We start from the raw sequence: 19211 nt of genomic DNA, 5'->3' as shown, positions 1-19211 counted from the left end.
CGCATCGCCTGGACGTGGCGTAAGAAGGATCCATGATCCTGACCGCCATCCTCGGCCTCGCGCCGATCATCATCGGCCTGTTGGCCGTCTCGGCGCTGTTTTCGGCCGCCGAGACCTCGCTGACCGCCGCCTCCCGGGCCCGCATGCACCAGCTGGAGCGCGAGGGCGACCGGCCGGCCAAGCGGGTCAACACCCTGCTGGCCGACCAGGAGACGATGATCGGGGCGGTGCTGCTGGGCAACAACCTGATCAACATCCTGGCCTCGGCCCTGACCACCCAGGTGCTGACCGCCGCCATCCCCGGCCCTTGGGGCGTGGCGGCGGCGACCGGGGCGATGACCGTGCTGGTCCTGGTGTTCGCCGAGGTGCTGCCCAAGACCCTGGCGATCCTGAAGTCCGACGACGTGGCCCGCTTCCTGTCGGGGCCGACCCTGCTGGTGGTGCGATTGTTCGGCCCGATCATCTACGCCATCCAATGGGTGGTGCGGCGCACGCTGCGGCTGTTCGGGGTCAAGCTGGACATGGCGGTCGACGTGCTGGCCGCCCACGAGGAGATCCGCGGCGCGGTCGAATACCATCACTCCGAAGGCGGGGTCGAAAGCGGCGACCGGCGGATGCTGGGCGGGGTGCTGGACCTGTCGGACATGGACGTCTCGGAGATCATGGTCCACCGCAAGTCGATCACCCTGATCGACGCCGACCTGCCGATCCGCGAGCTGGTGGCCGAGGCGCTGGAGGCCCAGCACACCCGCATCCCGCTCTATCGAGAGAACCCCGACAACATCGTCGGCGTGCTGCACGCCCGCGACCTGCTGCGCGCCCTGGCCGCCGCCAACGGCGCGATCGACGACATCGACGTGGCCGCCATCCAGCGCGAGCCGTGGTTCATCCCCGACACCACCAACCTCAAGGACCAGCTGAACGCCTTCCTCAAGCGGCGCAGCCACTTCGCCCTGGTGGTCGACGAATACGGCGCGCTGCAGGGCCTGGTGACCCTGGAGGACATCCTCGAGGAGATCGTCGGCGAGATCGAGGACGAGCACGACACCAAGGTCGAGGGCCTGCGACCCCAGGCCGACGGCTCGGTGCATGTCGACGGCCACGTCACGGTCCGCGACCTCAACCGGGCGATGGACTGGCGGCTGCCTGAAGGCGAGGCGGTGACCATCGCCGGCCTGGTGATCCACGAGGCCCAAACCATCCCCGAGCCCGGACAGATCTTCATCTTCCACCACCACCGCTTCCAGGTGCTGCGCCGCCAGCGCAACCAGGTGACCGGCCTGCGGATCAGCGGACGGCTGGACGAGAGCGCCCGCTGACCGCGCCTTGCGTCGGGCAGCCGACGCAACCGCCTGATTTACCGCGCTTTGCACGCCGATTTGGCGCGACGATCGGTTGAGGACGGCCTCGACCCGGCGCAGTATGCCGGCGCGGGGAACCATCACCATGGCGACGCGTTTGTGACCGCGCTCGGAAAAACGAGCGACCGGGGCGAGTGGGGGTGAGCAGCTTGGCCAAGGCGACCAGCCGCGCCGAGGAAGACGAGGCCGACGACCTTGTCGCGCGCCTCGCCGCCGCCGAGGCGGCTCTGGCCGAGGAGGTGCGCCGGTCGCGCGCCCTCAACCGCATCGCCGAGGCCATCGGGGCCGGCCACGACGCCGAGACTCTGGTCCAGACCGTGGTCGACGGCGGAGTCGAGCTGACCGGGGCCCAGTTCGGCGCGTTCTTCTACAAGGTCGCCGGCGAGGCCGGCGAAAGCTTCATGCTCTACAGCCTGTCGGGCGCGCCGCGCTCGGCCTTCGAAGCCTTTCCTATGCCGCGCAGCACCGCCGTCTTCGCGCCCACCTTCCAGGGCGCGGGCGTGGTGCGATCGGACGACATCACCCGCGACCCGCGCTACGGCCGCAACGCGCCTTACCGCGGCATGCCCGAGGGCCATCTGCCGGTCCGCAGCTACCTGGCCGTGCCGGTGATCACCCGCCAGGGCTCGGTGCTGGGCGGCCTGTTCTTCGGCCATCCCCAGCCGGCGCGCTTCGGCCCGCACGCAGAGAGCCTGATGGTCGGCCTGGCCGCCCAGGCGGCGGTCGCGATCGAGTCCGTGCGGACCCACGACGCCGCTCACGCGGAGCTGGCCCAGCGCCGCGACGCCGAGGAGCGCCTGAAGTTCGCCCTGGAGGCCGGCCGCCTGGGCGCGTGGGAGCTGGACGTGGAGACCCGCGCCTATCTGGCCTCGGACATCTGCAAGGCCAATTACGGCCGCGGACCCGACGACGACTTCGGGTTCGACGACCTGGTCGCCTCCGTGGATCCAGACGACCGCCCGCGGATGATCGCCGCCATCGAGGCCGCCATCCGCCACGGGGCCGACTACGACATCGAGTACCGCGTGCGCACGCCGGGCGGCGAGATCCGCTGGGTGCACGCCCGGGGCCGCGCCGCCCAGACCGGCGATCATGGCGGGGCCCGGCGGATGGCCGGCGTGTCGCTGGACGTCACCGCGCGCAAGCGGGCGGAAGAGCGCCAGAAGCTGCTGGTCAACGAGCTGAACCACCGGGTGAAGAACACCCTGGTCTCGGTGCAGTCGATCGCCAGCCAGACCCTGCGCACCACCGACACCCCGGCGGCCTTCCGCGACGCCTTCGAGGGCCGGATCATGGCCCTGTCGCACACCCACGACCTGCTGACCCAGCAAAACTGGGAAGGCGCCAGCCTGCGCGAGATCTTCGATTTCGAGCTGGAGGCCTTCGCCGCCCGCGACCGCATCGCCTTCGACTACGCCCGCGACGTCCAGCTGAGCCCCAAGGCGACGGTGGCCCTGGGCATGGCCATCCACGAACTGGCGACCAACGCCCTGAAGTACGGCGCGCTGTCGGTCCCGGGCGGCGCGGTGCGGGTGGCCTGGGGGCCGGAGCCCGACGCGGCCGACGCCCCGCGCCTGCGCCTGACCTGGACCGAACACGGCGGCCCGCCGGTGGTCCCGCCCCGCCGCCACGGGTTCGGCGCGCGCCTGCTGGAAAAGGGCCTGGCGGGAGAACTGTCCGCACAAGTCGCACTGGCCTATGATAGCCTTGGCCTCGCCTGCACCATGAAGTTGCCGATCCGTGCCCTGGAGCCTTGAACAATGAAGACCCTCGCCGCCCTTAAGGTCCTGGTGGTCGAAGACGAGGCGCTGGTCTCCATGCTGGTGGAGGACATGCTCAGCGATCTCGGCTGCGTCGTCGTCGGTCCCGCCGCCGAGCTGGAAGAGGCCCTGCGCCTGGCCGGCGGCGCCGACATCGACGCCGCGCTGCTGGACGTCAATCTGGGCGGACGCCCGATCTTCCCGGTCGCCGACGCCCTGAAGGAACGCGGCGTGCCGTTCGCCTTCGCCAGCGGCTATGGCGAGGCGGGCCTGTCGGAAGGCCATAAGGGCGCGACCGTGCTGCAGAAGCCGTTCCGCGAAGCCGACCTGCGCAAGGTGCTGGAAGGCCTGGCCGCGCAACTGGCCTGAAGCCGCCGCATCGCCGCGGCTCGAAACAGGGCTCGATAAAAAAGAGCGGCGGGACACGTCCCGCCGCTCTTCTTTTTGTCCCGTGTCCGGAAGACGGCCTTGGCCCGTATCGTCGGAAGGACCGGCGACACGGGCCGCAGGCGCTACCAGCGCTTGGTGACTTCGAACATCACCCGGCGACCGCGCAGGTCGTAGGCGTTCAGCGCCGAGGTGCCGATCCGGAACTGGCCCGCCGACTGCGCCGGCGGCAGTTCGTCGAAGAGGTTCAGGACGCCCAGCTGGAGCGTCAGCTTGTCGAACTTCTTGCGCACGGTCAGCGAGTGATAGGCCGTGAACTCCGTATACTGCTTGGAGTACAGCGTCTTGTTGTACCGGCTGCTGAAGCGGGTGTCGCCATCGACCAGGAGCTCGGTGTCCGAGGCCTTGCCGTACATGTCGACCGCCCAGTTGATGGTCCAGTCGTCGTGATCGAAGCGGGTGTTGATCACGCCGGTGAAGTCCGGCTCGGTGGTCTCGCCGTTGTGGTCGTCGGGGATGCCGCCTTCCAGCAGGTTGGTGACGTCCTCGAACTGCCAGGTGAACTGGCCGTCGATCGTCAGTTTTCCGGCCGTGAACTCGTGCTGATAGCGGGTGTTGAGGTCCAGACCGCGGTTCTTCTGGCTGGCGACGTTCAGGTAGTTGTCGTTGATGACCGAGATGTCGTGGGTGACCGGGTCACGATTGAACAAGGTGCAGAAGTCGTTCGGGAAGGTGGTGCCGCCGTAGCAGGAAGCCAGGATGTTGCTGGCGCCGAACACCGCGACTTCGTTGTTGACGGTGATGTCGAAGTAGTCGAGCGCCACGCTCAGGTCCATGAAGCTCGGGGTCCAGATGACGCCGAACGTGGTGGCCTTGGAGGTTTCGGCCTTCAGACGGCCCAGGCCGCCGCCGGTGCTGACCTGCGGGGTGGACGGGGCGGTGTAGTCGTCCGGGATGCCGGCCGCCGCGCAGTTGGTCTGGACACGGGGGTTGTTCGCCTGGGTGGTGCCCCAGCGCTCGCAGGGGTCCACGCCGTTGAAGAACGAGGTTTGGTCGGCCAGGTACAGCTCGTACAGCGCCGGGGCGCGGAACGAGGTGCCGTAGGCCGAACGGATCCGGAAGGACGACGACAGCTGCCAGTTCAGGCCGACCTTGTAGGTCTCGTCCGAACCGTAGCTCTTGTAGTCGGTGTAACGGCCCGACAGGCTGAGATCCAGCTTCTCGACCATCGGCAGGTCCTTGAAGACCGGGATGGCCAGTTCGCCGTAGATTTCCTTCACGTCGTCGCTGCCGGCCGTGCGGCCCGCGGTGCTGTAGCCCCAGTAGTTGGCGTGCTGGGCGTTGAAGCCGGGAGTGTCGTCCAGCTTGTCCTTACGGTAGGTCGCGCCGAACGCCGCGCCCACCGGGCCGGCCGGCAGGTTGAACAGGTCGCCGCTGATCGAGCCTTCGAACGAGTACTGGGTGTACTTGGTCGTGCCGGTTTCCTGGCCGATCAGGAACGACCGTTGGGCGGGCGTCAGGTTGCCGGCCAGGATGTCCTTGCCGAAATAGTCGATGGTCATGCACGAGCCGCCGGAGATGGTGATCTCGGACGGGTCGCAGGCCAGGCCGCTGCCGCCGGTGGTGGCGAAGACGCGGTCCTGGTAGATGAAGTCGCTGGTGTATTTGGCGTCGGACTTGCCGTACTGGCCGTAGATGTCCCAGTCCCAGTTGTTCAGGAAACCGCCGCCGTTGATCGTGCCCTTCAGGCCGCCGACGATGCGGCCGTAGTCGATGGTTTCCGACTGCTTGTGCGGCAGCAGGATCAACGGAATGGCGTCGCCCGACGCGCCGCCGGCCTGCAGGCCCGCGGCCACCGAGTTGGCGGGGTTGTCGCCCGACACGGTTTCGAACAGGTACATGATGCTGGTGCCCGACGACTTGCGGCGGTTCAGCAGCAGTTCGCCATAGGCTTCGACATTGGGCGTGATGTCGTAGCTGCCCGTCACATAGATCGTGCCGCGCTTGATCGGCGAGATCGCATCGGCGTTCTGATAGGCGGGGCTGTCGTAGTTGGCGTAGGGGTAGGTCGCCGGCTGGCCGGCGCGGGCTGCGCGCACCCAGTTGGGCAGGAACGCGCGGGTGGTCAGACCGGCCGCCGGGTAGCCGCCGGGAGGGGCGTTGGCCAGGGTCGGATCCCACTGGAACACACCGCCGAACAGGTCGGCCGCCTGCCAGCTATTGTTGATGGCGTTGAAGCACTTGTAGTGGCCAGTCTTCGGATCGATGAAGTCGGCGCGGGCGCCGGTCGAGGCGTCGAAGCGGTAGTCTTCGGCGCAGGACGTGTATTTGCGGTCCTTGACCTTCAGGGCCTTCTGCTCGTTGTAGTCGCCCGTGATGTTGATGTAGCCCTTGTCGAACACCTTCCCGGCCGTAGCCGAGAAGCGATAGGTCTCACCCTCGCCGCGGGTCGGCACCGCGCCGTAGACGTTCATTTCGACGCCGTCGAAATCCTTCTTGGTCATGATGTTGACGACGCCAGCCACGGCGTCCGAGCCGTAGATCGACGAGGCGCCGTCCTTGAGGATTTCGGTGCGGTCAATGATCGACGACGGCAGGACGTTCAGGTCGACCGGGCCGACCGTGCCGCCCTGGCCGGCCGGGGCCAGGCGACGGCCGTTCAGCAGGACCAGCGTGCGGTTGGCGCCCAGGCCGCGCAACGAAACGCTGCTGATGTTCTCGCCGCCGGTGATGACGTAGCCGGTCAGCAGGTTGTTCGACTGGAACGAACCGCTGGCCGCCGACGACTTCTGCAGAATGTCGCCTGTGTCGACCAGTCCCTGCAGGGTCGACTGTTCCGAGGTGATCACCTGGATCGGCGAGGCGCTGGTGTATTCGGTGCGCTTGATGCGCGACCCGGTCACGACCAGCGCTTCGACCTCGGTGTCGGCCGACGCCGCCTTGGCGGCGGGCGCCGTGTCCTGGGCCAGGGCGGCCACGGGCGCGGCGGCAAGGGCGATGACGCCCGCCAAGATTGAAGTGGTGAGCAAAAGCTTGCGGTCGAGCATATGGTCCCCTGCCAAATAATTCACAGCGGGGCGCGACCAAAAAATTGCGCCGACCCCGATTGCGACGGACGCTATTCACCTTCGGGAGCCGGCTCAACGATAAGAAGCGGATCCAGAAACTTATGGCGACCGGCGTTACAATCTGGTCACAGTATCGCCACGAAGGGTTCAGGGCGCCGCTTTCATCGGCGGCTCAGGCGCTCGCGCTGGGTTGGAGTCGTCCGCAAACTGGATAGATTGTGGAATTGAGCGCCTTGAAGCCGTTCGTCGAGCGTGTCGGAAATGGGGCCGGCGCGGAGTAAGCACGCTCTTACAAATGGCAATGTTTATCCAACGCGGGGATTTGGAGTAACGATGTTTTTACGCAACCTTGGATTGCTTACGGGCGCCACCTTGGCCTTGGCGACCGCCCCGGCCCTCGCGCAGGCGCCGGCCCCGGCCCCGGCGACCGCGCCGACCGCCCATGACTTCGCCCGCAACGCCCAGATCGACGACGTCAGCATCTCGCCGGACGGCAAGCATATCGCCGGTCTGGTCTCGCAGGACGGCGTGACCAAGGTCATCGCCATCTGGGAAACCGCCAATCCCGACAAGGCCCCGACCATCCTGGGCGCGTCCAAGATGCAGCTGATGGCGGTGAACTTCGTCAAGGACGACCGTCTGGCGGTCGTGGCTCAGCAGTTGTGGACCTTCGGCGCGACCAAGGCCCACCTGCAGAAGGTCTACATCACCGACCTGCAGGGTTCGAAGTGGACCTCGGCCCTGCCGGAGAACCGCGGCAAGAGCGACTACGAGGAGCTGATGCAAGCCGTCAGCAACCCGTCGATCCTGAGCCGGCTGCCCAACGACCCCAAGCACATCCTGGTGCTCAACACCGGCGCCAACGGCGCGGGCGACGTCTACAAGGTCGATCTCTACGACGGCGGCGCCGATCGCGTGACCCGCGGCTCGGACCGGTTCGGCGGCCTGGAGCCCGACCACACCGGCGAGCTGCGCGCCCGCCAGAAGGTCGATTTCGACAACGGCAAGGTCTATGTCGCCCAGCAGATCCGCGACCCGAAGACCGGCGACTGGGTCGAACACTTCCGTTCCTACGCCAAGGACCGCAACCTGACGACGGTGGTCGGCTTCAGCGACGATCCCAACATCGTCTACGTCAATGTCCGCCAGAACGGCGCCGACAAGACCGGCGTCTATGTCTACGACATCCAGCAGCGCAAGATCATCGAGCCGGCCTTCGAGATCAAACTGTTCGACGCCGGCGGGCCGATCCTCGACGACGACGGCAAGGTGCTGGGCTTCAGCTACGAGGCCGACACGGTCCGCGACTACTGGGTCGATCCGATCCTGGCGGCGGCCGCCAAGAGCCTGCCCGCGGCCCTAGGGGTCCAGAACACCACCCTGCAATGGACCGACCCGGGCGGCGGCGCGCCCCCGGCCAAGTTCAGCTACCCGGACGGCGCCGGGGCCCAGATCACCGACTGGTCCAAGGACAAGAAGTACATCCTGGTCCGCAAGTCCGGCCCCAACCTGCCGCCGGAATATTACCTGCTGACCGACGGCAGCAAGCTGACCCTGCTGGGCAAGTCGCGCCCGCAGATCAATCCCGCCACGCTGGGCGAGTCGCGGCTGGTGCAGTACGCCGCCCGCGACGGCCTGATGATCCCCGCCTTCCTGCACACCCCGCCCAAGGACGTCTACGGCCCCGGTCCCTACCCGGCCATCGTCCTGCCGCACGGCGGCCCCTCGGCCCGCGACGCGCTGGACTGGGACGTCTCGGGCTGGACCAAGTACTTCACCGCGCGCGGCTATGTGGTGATCCAGCCGCAGTTCCGCGGGTCGGAGGGCTGGGGCTCCAAGCTGGCCCGGGCCGGCGACGCCCAATGGGGCATGGCCATGCAGGACGACAACGACGACGCGGCCAAGTACCTGATCGACCAGAAGCTGGCCGCGCCGGACCGCATCGCCCTGTTCGGCTATTCCTACGGCGGCTATGCGGCCTTCGCCGCCGCCATCCGGCCCAACGGCCTGTACCAGTGCTCGATCGCCGGGGCCGGCGTGGCCGAGATCAAGCGCTTCCAGGGCGAGACCTACAACGACCGCTTCCTGCGCGAATACCAGCGGCCGACCATCGACGGCCTGGACCCCCTGCCCAACGCCAAGAACGTCTCGATCCCGATCTTCGTCTATCACGGCGATCGCGACCAGACGGTCGAGGTCGAGGAATCCCGCCGCTTCGTCGGGGCCCTCAAGGCGGCCGGCAAGACCTACAAGTACCTGGAAATCAAGGACATGGGCCACCAGTACATCTTCATGACCCCGGAGATGCTGGAGACCCAGCTGGTCGAGATCGAAAAGTACCTGAAGACCGACTGCGGCCCCGGCGGCCTCTGATCGACCTTCGCGGCGACCCAGGGGGCGGCTTTCGAGCCGCCCCTTTTTCGTGGCCGCTAATCCAGGTCCCGTGGGCCGAACGAGTCCGGCAGCAGGCTCCAGAACGGCGTGCGGCGGGTGACCTTGCCGTCCTGGACCGAGACGATCTCGCAGGCGTCGGCGGCGAACTCGGCGATGCGCTGGCGGCAGGCTCCGCAGGGCTGGACCACGCCGCCGGAGCCGGCGGCGATCAGCACCCGGGCGATGCCGCGCCCGCCGGCCGTGACCATCGCCCCGATCGCCGTCTGCTCGGCGCAGGTGCCGGACGGATAGGCGGCGTTCTCGACATTGACTCCCAGGTGCGCCCGGCCGTCCGCGTCGATCACCGCGGCGGCCACCGTGAAGTTGGAATAGCGAGCGTAGGACCGCGCCAGCAGGGCCGGCAGAGCCGCCGCCAGGGCGGCTTCGCTGTCCTCGTCCAGGAAGATCGGGATGGTGGGGGATGTCTCGGTTGCGCTCATGCCGGCCTCGTTGCCGGCGGAACCCGCCTCGTTGCGGGGTCGCGCCGGGCGGAGAGGCAATCAGTCGCGGGCCGCCCTGGCAAGCCCGTTTTCGCGGGCGAGGGTCAGGCTTCGCCCGGCGCCCTGGCGACGATCGACAGAGCGTGGACCGGGCCGGCCATCTCCTCGGCCAGGGCCTGGAAGATCAGCCGCTGGCGGACCACCCGGGCCTTGCCCGCAAAGGCTTCGGCCTCGATCAGCAGGTTGAAGTGGCTCTCCCCGCCCTCGCGGTGTCCGGCATGGCCGTGATGGCGGTCGCTGTCGTCGACCACCTCCAGCCGGGTGGGTGAAAAAGCGGTGGTCAGTTTTGCGGCGATGGCATCGGCGACGGCGCCCATGGCGGCTTCCTTGCTTGTCAATCCTTGAACGGAAATAGCTGCGGCTTACTCTAAGCGCCATGAGCGCCGACTTCGAATATCGCCCCAAGTTTTTCGACATCCGTGTCCGCCCCCCGAAATCCCCGGAGGAGGCCGCGCGGGAGAACGACGTCTACGCCCTGAAACCGGGCGAGGTGCGCTGCGACCACCCCGAGTGCCGCTCGGCCGCCACGGCCAAGGCGCCCAAGTCGCGCGACATGCCGGGCGTCTACTACAATTTCTGCCAGCGCCACGCGGCCGAGTACAACAAGAACTGGAACTTCTACGCCGGCATGAGCGAGGGCCAGATCCGCGCCCAGCAGGAGCAGGAGAAGATGACCGGCGGCCGGCCGACCTGGTCGATGAAGGCCGACAGTCGCTCGCGCGAGGCCGCCGCCGCCGCCGCCCGCGACGCTCGCCACCTGAACGACCCGTTCGGCCTGTTCCGCGCCGAGAAGCGCCGGGCCGAATCGGCTGCGGCCGCCGCCGGCCGCAGCCTGGGCAAGCTGGAGCGCCAGGCCCTGGCCGACCTCGACCTGGAGGCCGGCGCCGACGGCGCGGCCATCCGCGCCCGCTACAAGGACCTGCTCAAGCGCTGCCACCCCGACATGAACGGCGGCGACCGCAGCGCCGAGCACAAGCTCCAGCGGGTGATCAAGGCGTACAAGACCCTGCAGAAATCGGGGCTGGCGAAGTAGGCGGTCAGAGCCGCCGATAGCCTTTTTCGACCTCGTAGCTATCGTCCTCGGGCGCCCCTTCGTCATTCACCGCCGGGATCTCGACATCGACCAGCGGCCGCGTCGGCTGAGCTAGAGGCTGTCGGGTCTTGGCGTCGAGCTCGGCGCTGGGCGTGATCCGCCAGCCCCGCGCGTCGCGGACCAACTCGGCGACCAGCGACCGCTGGCCCTTCATCGCGTCGGAATCCGTGCAGGTCATCGTCAGGCGCCGGTTGCTCTTCCAGGCTCCGGCTTGGCAAGCGGCGATGTCGCTGGCCGCCTCCAGCCTAAGGCCGCGCGGGCCGGCCTCGAACACCGCCACCGCGCCGTCCGTGTCCGGGTCGTCGTAGGCTACGACCAGCCAGCGGCCGTCCGGCGAAGCCAAGGGCTCGCCCTGGGCCCTGACCAGCCGGCCCGTGGCGTCGACGATGTAGGCCGTCTCCTCGCCCTCGCCGTGGAAGAAGGTCAGCCACGGATAGTCCCGCCCGCCCAGGCGCCAGACGCCCCGGAACCGCCAGCGGCCGCACTGATCGAAGCCGTCGCAATAGCCGGTGTCGGTGAAGCTGGCGGCGTCGCTATCGCCGGCGCGGATGATCAGCACGTCGCCCTCGCGCCGCGCCACCCCCGGCCAGCGCGCGAACGGCGCCGTCTCCTGGTCTCGCTCGAACTCGAGATTGCGGCGGCGGTCGGCCTCGATCTCGGTGGGGCTCGTGGCGTCGCCGGCCGAAACGGGCGCGGCCTCGGGGATCGGAAAAACCGGCGGCGGCTGATGCGCCAACCGGATGCTCAGCGCCACGCCGACGACCAGTGTCGCCATGCCGATCGCGATCGCCAGCTTGCCGAACTTTCCGACCATGAGCCCCCGCGCGCGACCTGCGGGGAAGCTAGCTTGCTTCCGGATCGCGGTCGAGCTTGCCGCCCCACCACCGCTCCCATGCCCAGGCCGCCACCCAGCAGGCCATGGCCCAGGCCGCGCCCAGGCTCCAGCCGCCCAGGACGTCGCTGGTCCAGTGGACGCCCAGATAGATCCGCGACGCCCCGACCAGCAGGCTCAGCAGCACCGCCGCGCCCAGGGCCAGGGCCTTGACCCGCTTGCGGGGCGCGAACCGGGCCGCCAGGGCGCCCAGGGTCAGGAACACCACGGCCGACAGCATGGCGTGGCCGGAGGGGAAGCTGGGATTGGCCGCCTCGACCGCGCGATAGACCAACTCGGGCCGTTCGCGCCCGAACACCTGCTTCAGGCCCTGGCTGATCGCCACCCCGCCGCCGGCCCCGACCAGCACCACCAGGGCCTCGCTCCAGCGCCGCAGGCTCAGCATCAGGGCCAGAGCCAGGACCACGACCAGGCCCAGGACGGTCACCGAGCCCAGGGCCGTGACGTCGGCCGCCGCTACGTGCAGCCATGGGGGCCCGACCAGGCCGTTGGGGTCGCCCGGCGTCCGCAGGGCCTTGAGGACGGCCAGGTCGAAGGCCGCCGTGTCGCCCTCGGCCACCTCGTCCGACAGCGCCAGGAACGCCAGGGCGCCGCCCGCCAGCACCAGCAGGGCCGCCACCGCCCCCAGCTCGTTGCGCGCCGCGGCCAGCAGTCGCGGCAAATCCCGGCCAGGTTGAAAGAAGGAAAAACGCCTCATGGCAAGTGAACGCGCAAACTTCGATTTCGCGCCACGCCAGTATTCCAGAGCTGCGTCAAATGTTTCACCCCGGAAATACGATGAACCATTCCTGACCCGCGCCGTTCATGTCTAGTCCAAACCCCGTTCGCTAGTGTCCGACTATCGAAGAGGTTCGGCGGTGTCGGACCGCCACCAACAAGGAAGGACCTCGCTATGAAGCGCCTGATCATCACCACCCTCGCGGCGACCCTGCTGGCCGGCACGGCCCTGTCGGGCACGGCCATGGCCGCCGGGCAACGCTACGACGACCGCGGCCGCTACGACCAGCGTTACGACGACCGCCATGACCGCCGCGAGGCGGCCCACGAGCGCCGCGACTATCGCCACGAGCGCCGGGACGAACGCCGCGAGTATCGCCGCTGGCAGCGCGGCCAGCGCCTGGACGCCCGCTATCGCGACCACCGCTACTATGTCAGCGACTGGCGCCGCCACGGCCTGCGCGCCCCGCCCCGCGGCTATCGCTGGCAGCGCGTGGACGACAGCTACATCCTGGCCGCCGTGGCCACCGGCCTGATCGCCTCGGTGATCATCGCCAACCACTAGGTCCTTCCCCCTCCCCTCGGAGGACCTCGCCGCGCGCCCCGGACGGCCTGCCGCCGTCCGGGGCGTCGTGCTTTTTTCCATGCAGGACTGGCCTTCGCCCTTCCCCTCCCCCACGTCAAAGCGGTAAGCGGGAAGCATCATGCCCGACCTGACCGACAGCCACGCCGCCGATCCCCTGATCACCCTGGCCCCCGACAAGTGGGTGACGCTCCGCGACGCGTTCGGCGTCGACAGCGACATGAAGGTCCCGGCCTTCAGCCACAAGGACAGCCACGTCCCCGAGATCGACTCGGCCTACCGGTTCGACCCGCAGACGACCAAGGCGATCTGCGCCGGCTTCGCCAACGACCGGCGGGTGATGGTCCAGGGCTATCACGGCACCGGCAAGTCGACTCACATCGAGCAGATCGCCGCCCGGCTGAACTGGCCGCTGGTGCGGGTCAACCTCGACAGCCACGTCAGCCGCATCGACCTAGTCGGCAAGGACGCCATCGTCCTGAAGGACGGCAAGCAGGTCACCGAGTTCCGCGAAGGCATCCTGCCGTGGGCCCTGCAGCGCCCGATCGCCCTGGTGTTCGACGAATACGACGCCGGCCGGCCCGACGTGATGTTCGTCATCCAGCGCGTGCTGGAGGCTGGCGGCAAGCTGACCCTGCTGGACCAGAACCGGGTGATCCGCGCCAACCCCTATTTCCGGCTGTTCAGCACGACCAACACCATCGGCCTGGGCGACACGACGGGGCTCTATCACGGCACCCAGCAGATCAACCAGGGCCAGATGGACCGGTGGAGCATCGTCACGACGCTGAACTACCTCGACCACGACGTCGAGGCCGGCATCGTCCTGGCCAAGAACCCGGCCTACGACACCCCGGAAGGCAAACGCACGATCGCCGCCATGGTCCGCGTCGCCGACATGACCCGCAACGCCTTCATGAACGGCGACATCTCGACCGTCATGAGTCCGCGCACGGTGATCACCTGGGCCCAGAACGCCGAGATCTTCGACAAGGACATCGGCCTGGCCTTCCGCCTGACCTTCCTGAACAAGTGCGACGAGCTGGAGCGCCCGACCGTGGCCGAGTTCTTCCAGCGGGCGTTCGGCACGGACCTGCCGGAGAGCGCGGCGCGGGTGAAGGTGGCTTAGGGGCTCAAGAGTGGCGCCTCAGCGTTCGGTCGGGCGGCCGCTCCTCGCTCTCCTCGCCGCCGCGTCCACGGTCGCGGTCCTGGCCGGCTGCAAGCCGTCCGCCGACGCCCAGGCCGCCGTGCAGGCCAAACCCGCCCCCGCCCAGGATGGCGCGCCGTTCGTCGTGCCCAACACGGCCGTCCACACCTTGCCGGCCTCGGCCGAAGGCCGCGTCTACCAGATCTATGTGAAGACGCCGTCCAGCTACGACGCGCCGGAGAACGCCGGTCGGACCTGGCCGGTGATCTATCTGAACGACGGCCCGTACACCTTCCAGGTCGCCTCGGGCGTCACCCACCTGCCCTACAGGTTCGACCGGCTGGAACAGGCGATCCTGGTCGGGATCTCCTATGCCCAGGGCGACGACGGCATGGTCAGCCGCCGACGCGACATGACGCCCTGGCGCGACCCCGGCCTGCCGTCCGCCAGCGGCGGCGCTCCGCAATACCTGGCCTTCATCAAGGGGCAGGTCCTGCCGTTCGTCGAAAGCCGTTACCGCGCCGATCCGCACCGCCGGACGCTGGCCGGCCAGTCCTATGGCGGCCTGTTCGGCGCCTGGGTGGCGGTGACCGAGCCGGAGCTGTTCGACAGCTACATCCTGACCAGTCCGTCGCTCTGGTACGACGACCACCGGATGTTCAAGGCCGAAGCCGCCTACGCCGCCGGCCACAAGGACCTGAAGGCCCGCATCTATCTGGCGACTGGCGAACTGGAACGACCGCGCCCCGGCGGCGACGCCGAGGACATGGTCGCCGACCAGCAGGCCTTCGCCAAGGCGCTGCGCTCGCGCGGCTATCCCGGCCTGAAGATCCGCGACGAGGTGACGGCGGGAACCTTCCATGAAACCACCTTCCCGGTGGGGCTGGTGCACGGGCTGGAGTGGCGGTTTCCCAAGGGGTGAAGCCGCCCCTCGGAACCGGCCGAAGGACTCGACTCCCTTCTCGGAGCGAGAAGACGAGCACCGACGCCCTTGCTCCTCACCCGCAACGCGGGGGAGGAGAAGGATTGGAGCCGTTCCGTTCAAGACTTGCCGCTTGGAACCGTGGCCTGCGAGGCGCAGTTTCTAGAAAACGAGCCTTCAAACGGAGCCGCAGCCCATGACCGACATCACCTACACCATCGTCGAGCACGACGGCGGCTGGGCCTACAAGGTGGGCGCGGTGTTCTCCGAGACCTTCCGCACCCACGAGGCGGCCCTGCACGCCGCCCAGCGCGCGGCCGGCGAGCAGCGGGTGGCCGGCGAGGACACCGGCATCTCGTACGAGGACGACCGCGGCCGCTGGCGCGACGAACTGTCGGCCGGCGACGACCGCCCCACCACCCAGGTGGTCGACAGCAAGAAGTAGGCCTTCAGTCCGGCGGGGGCTCGCGGCTGACCACGAACAGCCGGACATGGCCGTTCCAGACCTCGATCCGCGCGCAGCTGCGATGCTCGTCGAGCAGCCGGCGCGCGTGGGCCGCCGGGTCCTCCTCGCGCTCCAGCACCCGCACGTCGAGGAACGGCGAGCGCCCGTCCGCCGCCAGGCCGACGAAGGTGAAGGTCTGTCCCATGCGCGCGCCGCCCCCTGCCCGAATCCGACCCTAGCGCGGCGGCGGGCCGACCGTCGGTCAGCCGGCCGACGGTGGGGGTGTTTTTGGATGGGGACGGGATCGTACCCGTGAAAGACCCCCTCAGTCGCTCCGCGACAGCTCCCCCAGAGGGGGAGCATCTGGGCGGTGTAGATCCTCCCCCCTCTGGGGGAGGTGGCCCGAAGGGCCGGAGGGGGTCCGCCGCGCCGACGGCCTGCTTCATCCGAACAGGACTTCCCCCACGATCCATGCTAAGCGCGCGCCAACGAAATTCACGAGAGTTCCATGGCCCTTAAAGTCGCCATCGTCGGCCTGCCCAACGTCGGCAAGTCCACCCTGTTCAACGCCCTGACCCAGACGGCCGCGGCCCAGGCGGCCAACTATCCGTTCTGCACGATCGAGCCCAACACCGGCGACGTGGCCGTGCCCGAGCCGCGCCTGGACGCCCTGGCCAAGATCGCCGGCTCCAAGGAGATCATCCCGGCCCGGATCACCTTCGTCGACATCGCCGGCCTGGTGCGCGGCGCGTCCAAGGGCGAGGGGCTGGGCAACCAATTCCTGGCCAACATCCGCGACTGCGACGCCGTGGCCTTCGTGGCCCGCTGCTTCGAGGACGACGACATCACCCACGTCGAGGGCCGCATCGACCCGCTCAGCGATCTCGAGATCATCGAGATGGAGCTGATGCTGGCCGACCTGGAGAGCCTGGAAAAGCGCCTGCCGGCCATCGAGAAGAAGGCCAAGACCGGCGGCGACAAGGACGCCGCCAACACCCTGCGCCTGATCAACCTGGCCCTGGCCCAGCTGCGCGAAGGTCGCCCGGCCCGCTCGGCCAAGGTCGACCCGGACGACGAGAAGGCCTGGCACATGCTTCAGCTGCTGACCTCGCTGCCGGCCCTCTATGTCTGCAACGTCGAGGAAGGCAGCGCCGACAAGGGCAACAAGTACAGCGACCTGGTCGCCGAACGCGCCGCCAAGGACAACGCCAAGGCCGTGGTCATCTCGGCCCAGATCGAGAGCGAGATCGCCCTGCTGGACGCCGACGAGCGCGCCGAGTTCCTGGAGACCCTGGGCCTGGAGGAGCCGGGCCTGAACCGCCTGATCCGCGAGGCCTACAACCTGCTGGGCCTGCAGACCTATTTCACGGTCGGCCCCAAGGAGGCCCGCGCCTGGACCATCCATGTCGGCGACACCGGCCCGCAGGCGGCCGGGGTGATCCACACCGACTTCGAGAAGGGCTATATCCGCGCCGAGACCATCGCCTTCGACGACTTCGTCAAGCTGGGCGGCGAGAGCGGCGCCAAGGAAGCCGGCAAGATGCGGGCCGAAGGCAAGGACTATGTCGTCAAGGACGGCGACGTGATGCACTTCCGGTTCAACGTCTAGAACCACGGACGGCCGGGCTCACCCCGGCCGTTTTCGTATCGGCCATCCGTTCGAGCGTTCCCCATGACCGACACCGTCACCCTGACCTCCGCCGTCGACGGCTTCGCCTTCACCGCCCTGCACGCCCAGCCCGAGGGTGCGCACAAGGGCGGGATCGTGGTGGTGCAGGAGATCTTCGGCCTGGACCAGTACGTTCACGCCGACGTGGCCCGTTGGTCGGCCCTGGGCTTCGAGGTGCTGGCCCCGTCGCTGTTCGACCGGGTCGAGCGCGGCTATCTGGGTGGGCGCGAGCCCAAGGACTTCCAGACCGGCGTCGCCCACGTCAACACCATCGGCCTGGACCCTATGCTGTCGGACATCCAGACCTGCATCGACCGCCTGGCCCCGCGCGGGCCGGTGTTCGCGGTCGGCTACTGCCTGGGCGGATCGCTGGTCTGGCTGGCGGCTGGCAAGCTGAAGGGCCTGGCGGCGGGCGCGGCCTATTACGGCGGCATGATCGCGGCCAACGCCGAGCTGCCGCTGAACGCGCCGGTGATCGTCCACCTTGGCCGCAAGGACCCCCACATCCCGGCCGACGCGGTCAAGGCCAGGCTCGCCGAAGCCCATCCGGAGGTTGAAGTCCACATCTACGAGAACAGCGGCCACGGCTTCAACAACGACGGCCGGCCGGACTCCGACCCGGAAGACGCCGACCTGGCGCGCCAGCGATCCTTGGCGCTGTTCCAGGCGCACGGAGCGGCCTGACCATGAGCGGACGGCGCATCACCCTGACGACCGCCGACGGCTCCCCCGTCGCCGCCTACCACGCCCCGCCCGGCGAGGCGCGCCGCGGTGGGCTGGTGATCCTGCACGCCATCTGGGGCGTCACCCCGCATATCCGCGCGCTCTCCGACACCCTGGCCGAACAGGGCTACGAGGTGATCGCCCCCAGCCTGCTGGACGACGCCGACGCGCCCTTCCCGACCGCCGACCTGGATCCGCCCAACCTGGCCGCCCGCATGGCCATGGGCCTGGCCAGCGGCTGGGGCGCGGCGGCCCTGCCCCGGGTCCAGGCGGCGATCGACAGGCTGTCGGGGGACGGCAAGGTCTTCGCCATGGGCTTCTGCTTCGGCGGCACGACCGCCTGGTTGGCCGCGGCCCGCTGCACCGGCCTGACGGCCGTATCGTGCTTTTACGGCGGCGACATCGCCGGCTATGTCGACGAACAGCCCAAGGTTCCGACTATTCTGCATTTCGGCCGGACCGACGAACTGATCCCAATCGGCGACGTCGAGGCGATCACCGCCGCCCATCCGGACCTGCCGGTCTGGCTCTATGACGCCGGCCACGCCTTCGTCGCGCCCAGCGGTTATCACGCCGACAGCGCCAGCCTGGCCATGCTGCGGACCTTGCAGCTGTTCCAACGGGCGGGCGGAAGCCGGGGCGAGGCCTGACCCCTCAACCGCTCATCCCGCCGACCGGCTTTGACGGCAGGATCGCCCGCCGCAGAAACCTTGGCTAGGATCGGCTCATGCGTCACGCCGCCTCCCTGCTGTTCCTGAGCCTGCTGGCGGCGCGCGGCGGCCCCGCCGTGGCGGGCGAGACCGCCTGCTGGTTCGAGAACGGCGCGGTCGTGGCCCCGGCGGCGATCGGTGGGATCGCCGGCGACTACGTGATCGACCTGTCGGCGCCGCGCACCCTGCTGCACATCGACGTCGCCCAGCGCGCCGGCTTCACCGAGACCGCCCTGACCCTGCCCGTGCGCCTGGCCGGTCAGGAGGTCGCGGGCGCACCGGTCGCCGTGCAGGACCTGGACTATCGCGCCGTCGGCTTCTCGACGCCGATCGTCGGGGTGATCGGGGCCGACATCCTGGACCGCTACGGGATGACCCTGGACTTCTCGCCCTGCCGACTGCGCCTGGAGCGGCCTGGACGCGCCATGGGCGGCCGGGACGGTTCGCTGCCGGTGACGATGGTCGGCGGCGTGCCGACGATCCTGGCGGCGGCCTCGAACGGCCTCAAGGGCGTCTCCGGCCCCTTTGCCCTGGACACCGCCTCGGCTGGCGGCGTGCGGGCCCGCGGGGCCGCCGACGGACCCCGCCAGAAGCCGGCCGGAACCCTGAGCGGCCTGTCGCTGGACGGGACCCTGCGCCAGGACCTGCCGGCCGTGGTGGCCGGCGACCTGCCCGACGGCGTGGTCGGGGCCCTGGGAGTCCAGGTGCTGGCCGCCTATCGCCTGCGGCTGGACCCCAAGGCCCTGCGCCTGTGGCTGACGCCCGTCCCCGCGGCTCGATAGGCGGCCAAAAAAAGGGCCC

General features: G+C 68.9%; 19 protein-coding genes. 13 read left to right on the top strand and 6 right to left on the bottom strand.

Features of this window, described 5'->3' with window-relative positions; genetic code table 11:
- The first annotated feature begins 35 nt into the window (after positions 1-35).
- The 3 genes from BM066_RS06040 to BM066_RS06030 all read left to right on the top strand — a co-directional run bounded on the left by BM066_RS06040 (position 36) and on the right by BM066_RS06030 (position 3490).
- Positions 36-1319, top strand: coding sequence for an HlyC/CorC family transporter (locus BM066_RS06040; RefSeq protein ID WP_089925565.1), 1284 nt, complete (start codon positions 36-38; stop codon positions 1317-1319).
- A 182-nt stretch (positions 1320-1501) separates the two neighbouring features.
- Positions 1502-3118 carry a sensor histidine kinase gene (locus BM066_RS06035; protein ID WP_255367494.1) on the top strand — a complete coding sequence of 539 codons (1617 nt, stop codon included), beginning with the start codon at positions 1502-1504 and terminating at the stop codon, positions 3116-3118.
- Between the two features lie 3 nt (positions 3119-3121).
- A complete protein-coding gene (locus BM066_RS06030) occupies positions 3122-3490 on the top strand; it encodes a response regulator (RefSeq protein WP_089925308.1) in 369 nt (122 codons plus the stop codon).
- Positions 3491-3633: 143 nt separating this feature from the next.
- On the opposite strand, the gene BM066_RS06025 is transcribed toward BM066_RS06030, so the two are convergent.
- The gene (locus BM066_RS06025; protein ID WP_089925305.1) at positions 3634-6555 is read right to left on the bottom strand and encodes a TonB-dependent receptor domain-containing protein; all 2922 of its coding nucleotides are present in this window, start codon (positions 6553-6555) and stop codon (positions 3634-3636) included.
- Positions 6556-6948: 393 nt separating this feature from the next.
- Here BM066_RS06025 and BM066_RS06020 point away from each other — a divergent pair, with 393 nt between their 5' ends.
- Positions 6949-8949: an alpha/beta hydrolase family protein gene (locus BM066_RS06020; protein WP_177218389.1), complete on the top strand. Its 2001-nt coding sequence runs from the start codon at positions 6949-6951 to the stop codon at positions 8947-8949.
- A 56-nt stretch (positions 8950-9005) separates the two neighbouring features.
- Here BM066_RS06020 and cdd read toward each other — a convergent pair whose 3' ends face one another.
- Both cdd and BM066_RS06010 read right to left on the bottom strand, forming a co-directional pair.
- Positions 9006-9449, bottom strand: coding sequence for a cytidine deaminase (gene cdd / locus BM066_RS06015; protein ID WP_089925297.1), 444 nt, complete (start codon positions 9447-9449; stop codon positions 9006-9008).
- Positions 9450-9553: 104 nt separating this feature from the next.
- Positions 9554-9826, bottom strand: a complete 273-nt coding sequence (locus BM066_RS06010) for a BolA family protein (RefSeq protein WP_089925294.1) — start codon at positions 9824-9826, stop codon at positions 9554-9556.
- Positions 9827-9885: 59 nt separating this feature from the next.
- Between BM066_RS06010 and BM066_RS06005 the strand changes: the two genes are divergently transcribed.
- The gene (locus BM066_RS06005; RefSeq protein ID WP_035088807.1) at positions 9886-10542 is read left to right on the top strand and encodes a J domain-containing protein; all 657 of its coding nucleotides are present in this window, start codon (positions 9886-9888) and stop codon (positions 10540-10542) included.
- A gap of 4 nt (positions 10543-10546) precedes the next feature.
- On the opposite strand, the gene BM066_RS06000 is transcribed toward BM066_RS06005, so the two are convergent.
- Positions 10547-11416, bottom strand: coding sequence for a hypothetical protein (locus BM066_RS06000; RefSeq protein WP_089925291.1), 870 nt, complete (start codon positions 11414-11416; stop codon positions 10547-10549).
- 28 nt (positions 11417-11444) lie between these two features.
- Positions 11445-12191, bottom strand: coding sequence for a phosphatase PAP2 family protein (locus BM066_RS05995; RefSeq protein ID WP_089925288.1), 747 nt, complete (start codon positions 12189-12191; stop codon positions 11445-11447).
- Positions 12192-12386: 195 nt separating this feature from the next.
- On the opposite strand from BM066_RS05995, the gene BM066_RS05990 reads away from it, so the two are divergent.
- From BM066_RS05990 to BM066_RS05975, 4 genes are all read left to right on the top strand, one after another.
- The gene (locus BM066_RS05990) at positions 12387-12776 is read left to right on the top strand and encodes an RcnB family protein (protein ID WP_089925285.1); all 390 of its coding nucleotides are present in this window, start codon (positions 12387-12389) and stop codon (positions 12774-12776) included.
- 139 nt (positions 12777-12915) lie between these two features.
- A complete protein-coding gene (gene cobS / locus BM066_RS05985; RefSeq protein WP_089925282.1) occupies positions 12916-13923 on the top strand; it encodes a cobaltochelatase subunit CobS in 1008 nt (335 codons plus the stop codon).
- A gap of 10 nt (positions 13924-13933) precedes the next feature.
- On the top strand, positions 13934-14863 hold the full coding sequence (locus BM066_RS05980) for an alpha/beta hydrolase (RefSeq protein WP_089925279.1): 930 nt from the start codon (positions 13934-13936) through the stop codon (positions 14861-14863).
- A gap of 196 nt (positions 14864-15059) precedes the next feature.
- On the top strand, positions 15060-15308 hold the full coding sequence (locus BM066_RS05975) for a DUF2188 domain-containing protein (protein WP_089925276.1): 249 nt from the start codon (positions 15060-15062) through the stop codon (positions 15306-15308).
- Between the two features lie 4 nt (positions 15309-15312).
- Here BM066_RS05975 and BM066_RS05970 read toward each other — a convergent pair whose 3' ends face one another.
- On the bottom strand, positions 15313-15513 hold the full coding sequence (locus tag BM066_RS05970) for a hypothetical protein (RefSeq protein ID WP_089925274.1): 201 nt from the start codon (positions 15511-15513) through the stop codon (positions 15313-15315).
- 303 nt (positions 15514-15816) lie between these two features.
- On the opposite strand from BM066_RS05970, the gene ychF reads away from it, so the two are divergent.
- The 4 genes from ychF to BM066_RS05950 all read left to right on the top strand — a co-directional run bounded on the left by ychF (position 15817) and on the right by BM066_RS05950 (position 19192).
- Complete coding sequence (gene ychF, locus BM066_RS05965) at positions 15817-16917, top strand: redox-regulated ATPase YchF (protein WP_089925271.1); 1101 nt, start codon at positions 15817-15819, stop codon at positions 16915-16917.
- Positions 16918-16980: 63 nt separating this feature from the next.
- Complete coding sequence (locus BM066_RS05960) at positions 16981-17661, top strand: dienelactone hydrolase family protein (protein WP_089925268.1); 681 nt, start codon at positions 16981-16983, stop codon at positions 17659-17661.
- A 2-nt stretch (positions 17662-17663) separates the two neighbouring features.
- Positions 17664-18350: a dienelactone hydrolase family protein gene (locus tag BM066_RS05955; RefSeq protein ID WP_089925264.1), complete on the top strand. Its 687-nt coding sequence runs from the start codon at positions 17664-17666 to the stop codon at positions 18348-18350.
- Between the two features lie 77 nt (positions 18351-18427).
- Complete coding sequence (locus BM066_RS05950) at positions 18428-19192, top strand: pepsin/retropepsin-like aspartic protease family protein (protein WP_089925261.1); 765 nt, start codon at positions 18428-18430, stop codon at positions 19190-19192.
- The last annotated feature ends 19 nt before the right edge of the window (positions 19193-19211 follow it).

Origin of the sequence: Caulobacter sp. UNC279MFTsu5.1 (genome assembly GCF_900114015.1) — a bacterium.
In the GTDB taxonomy this organism is placed as follows: domain Bacteria; phylum Pseudomonadota; class Alphaproteobacteria; order Caulobacterales; family Caulobacteraceae; genus Caulobacter.
Note: the sequence above shows the minus strand (reverse complement) of the source record. Positions and strands in the feature narration are given on the sequence as shown.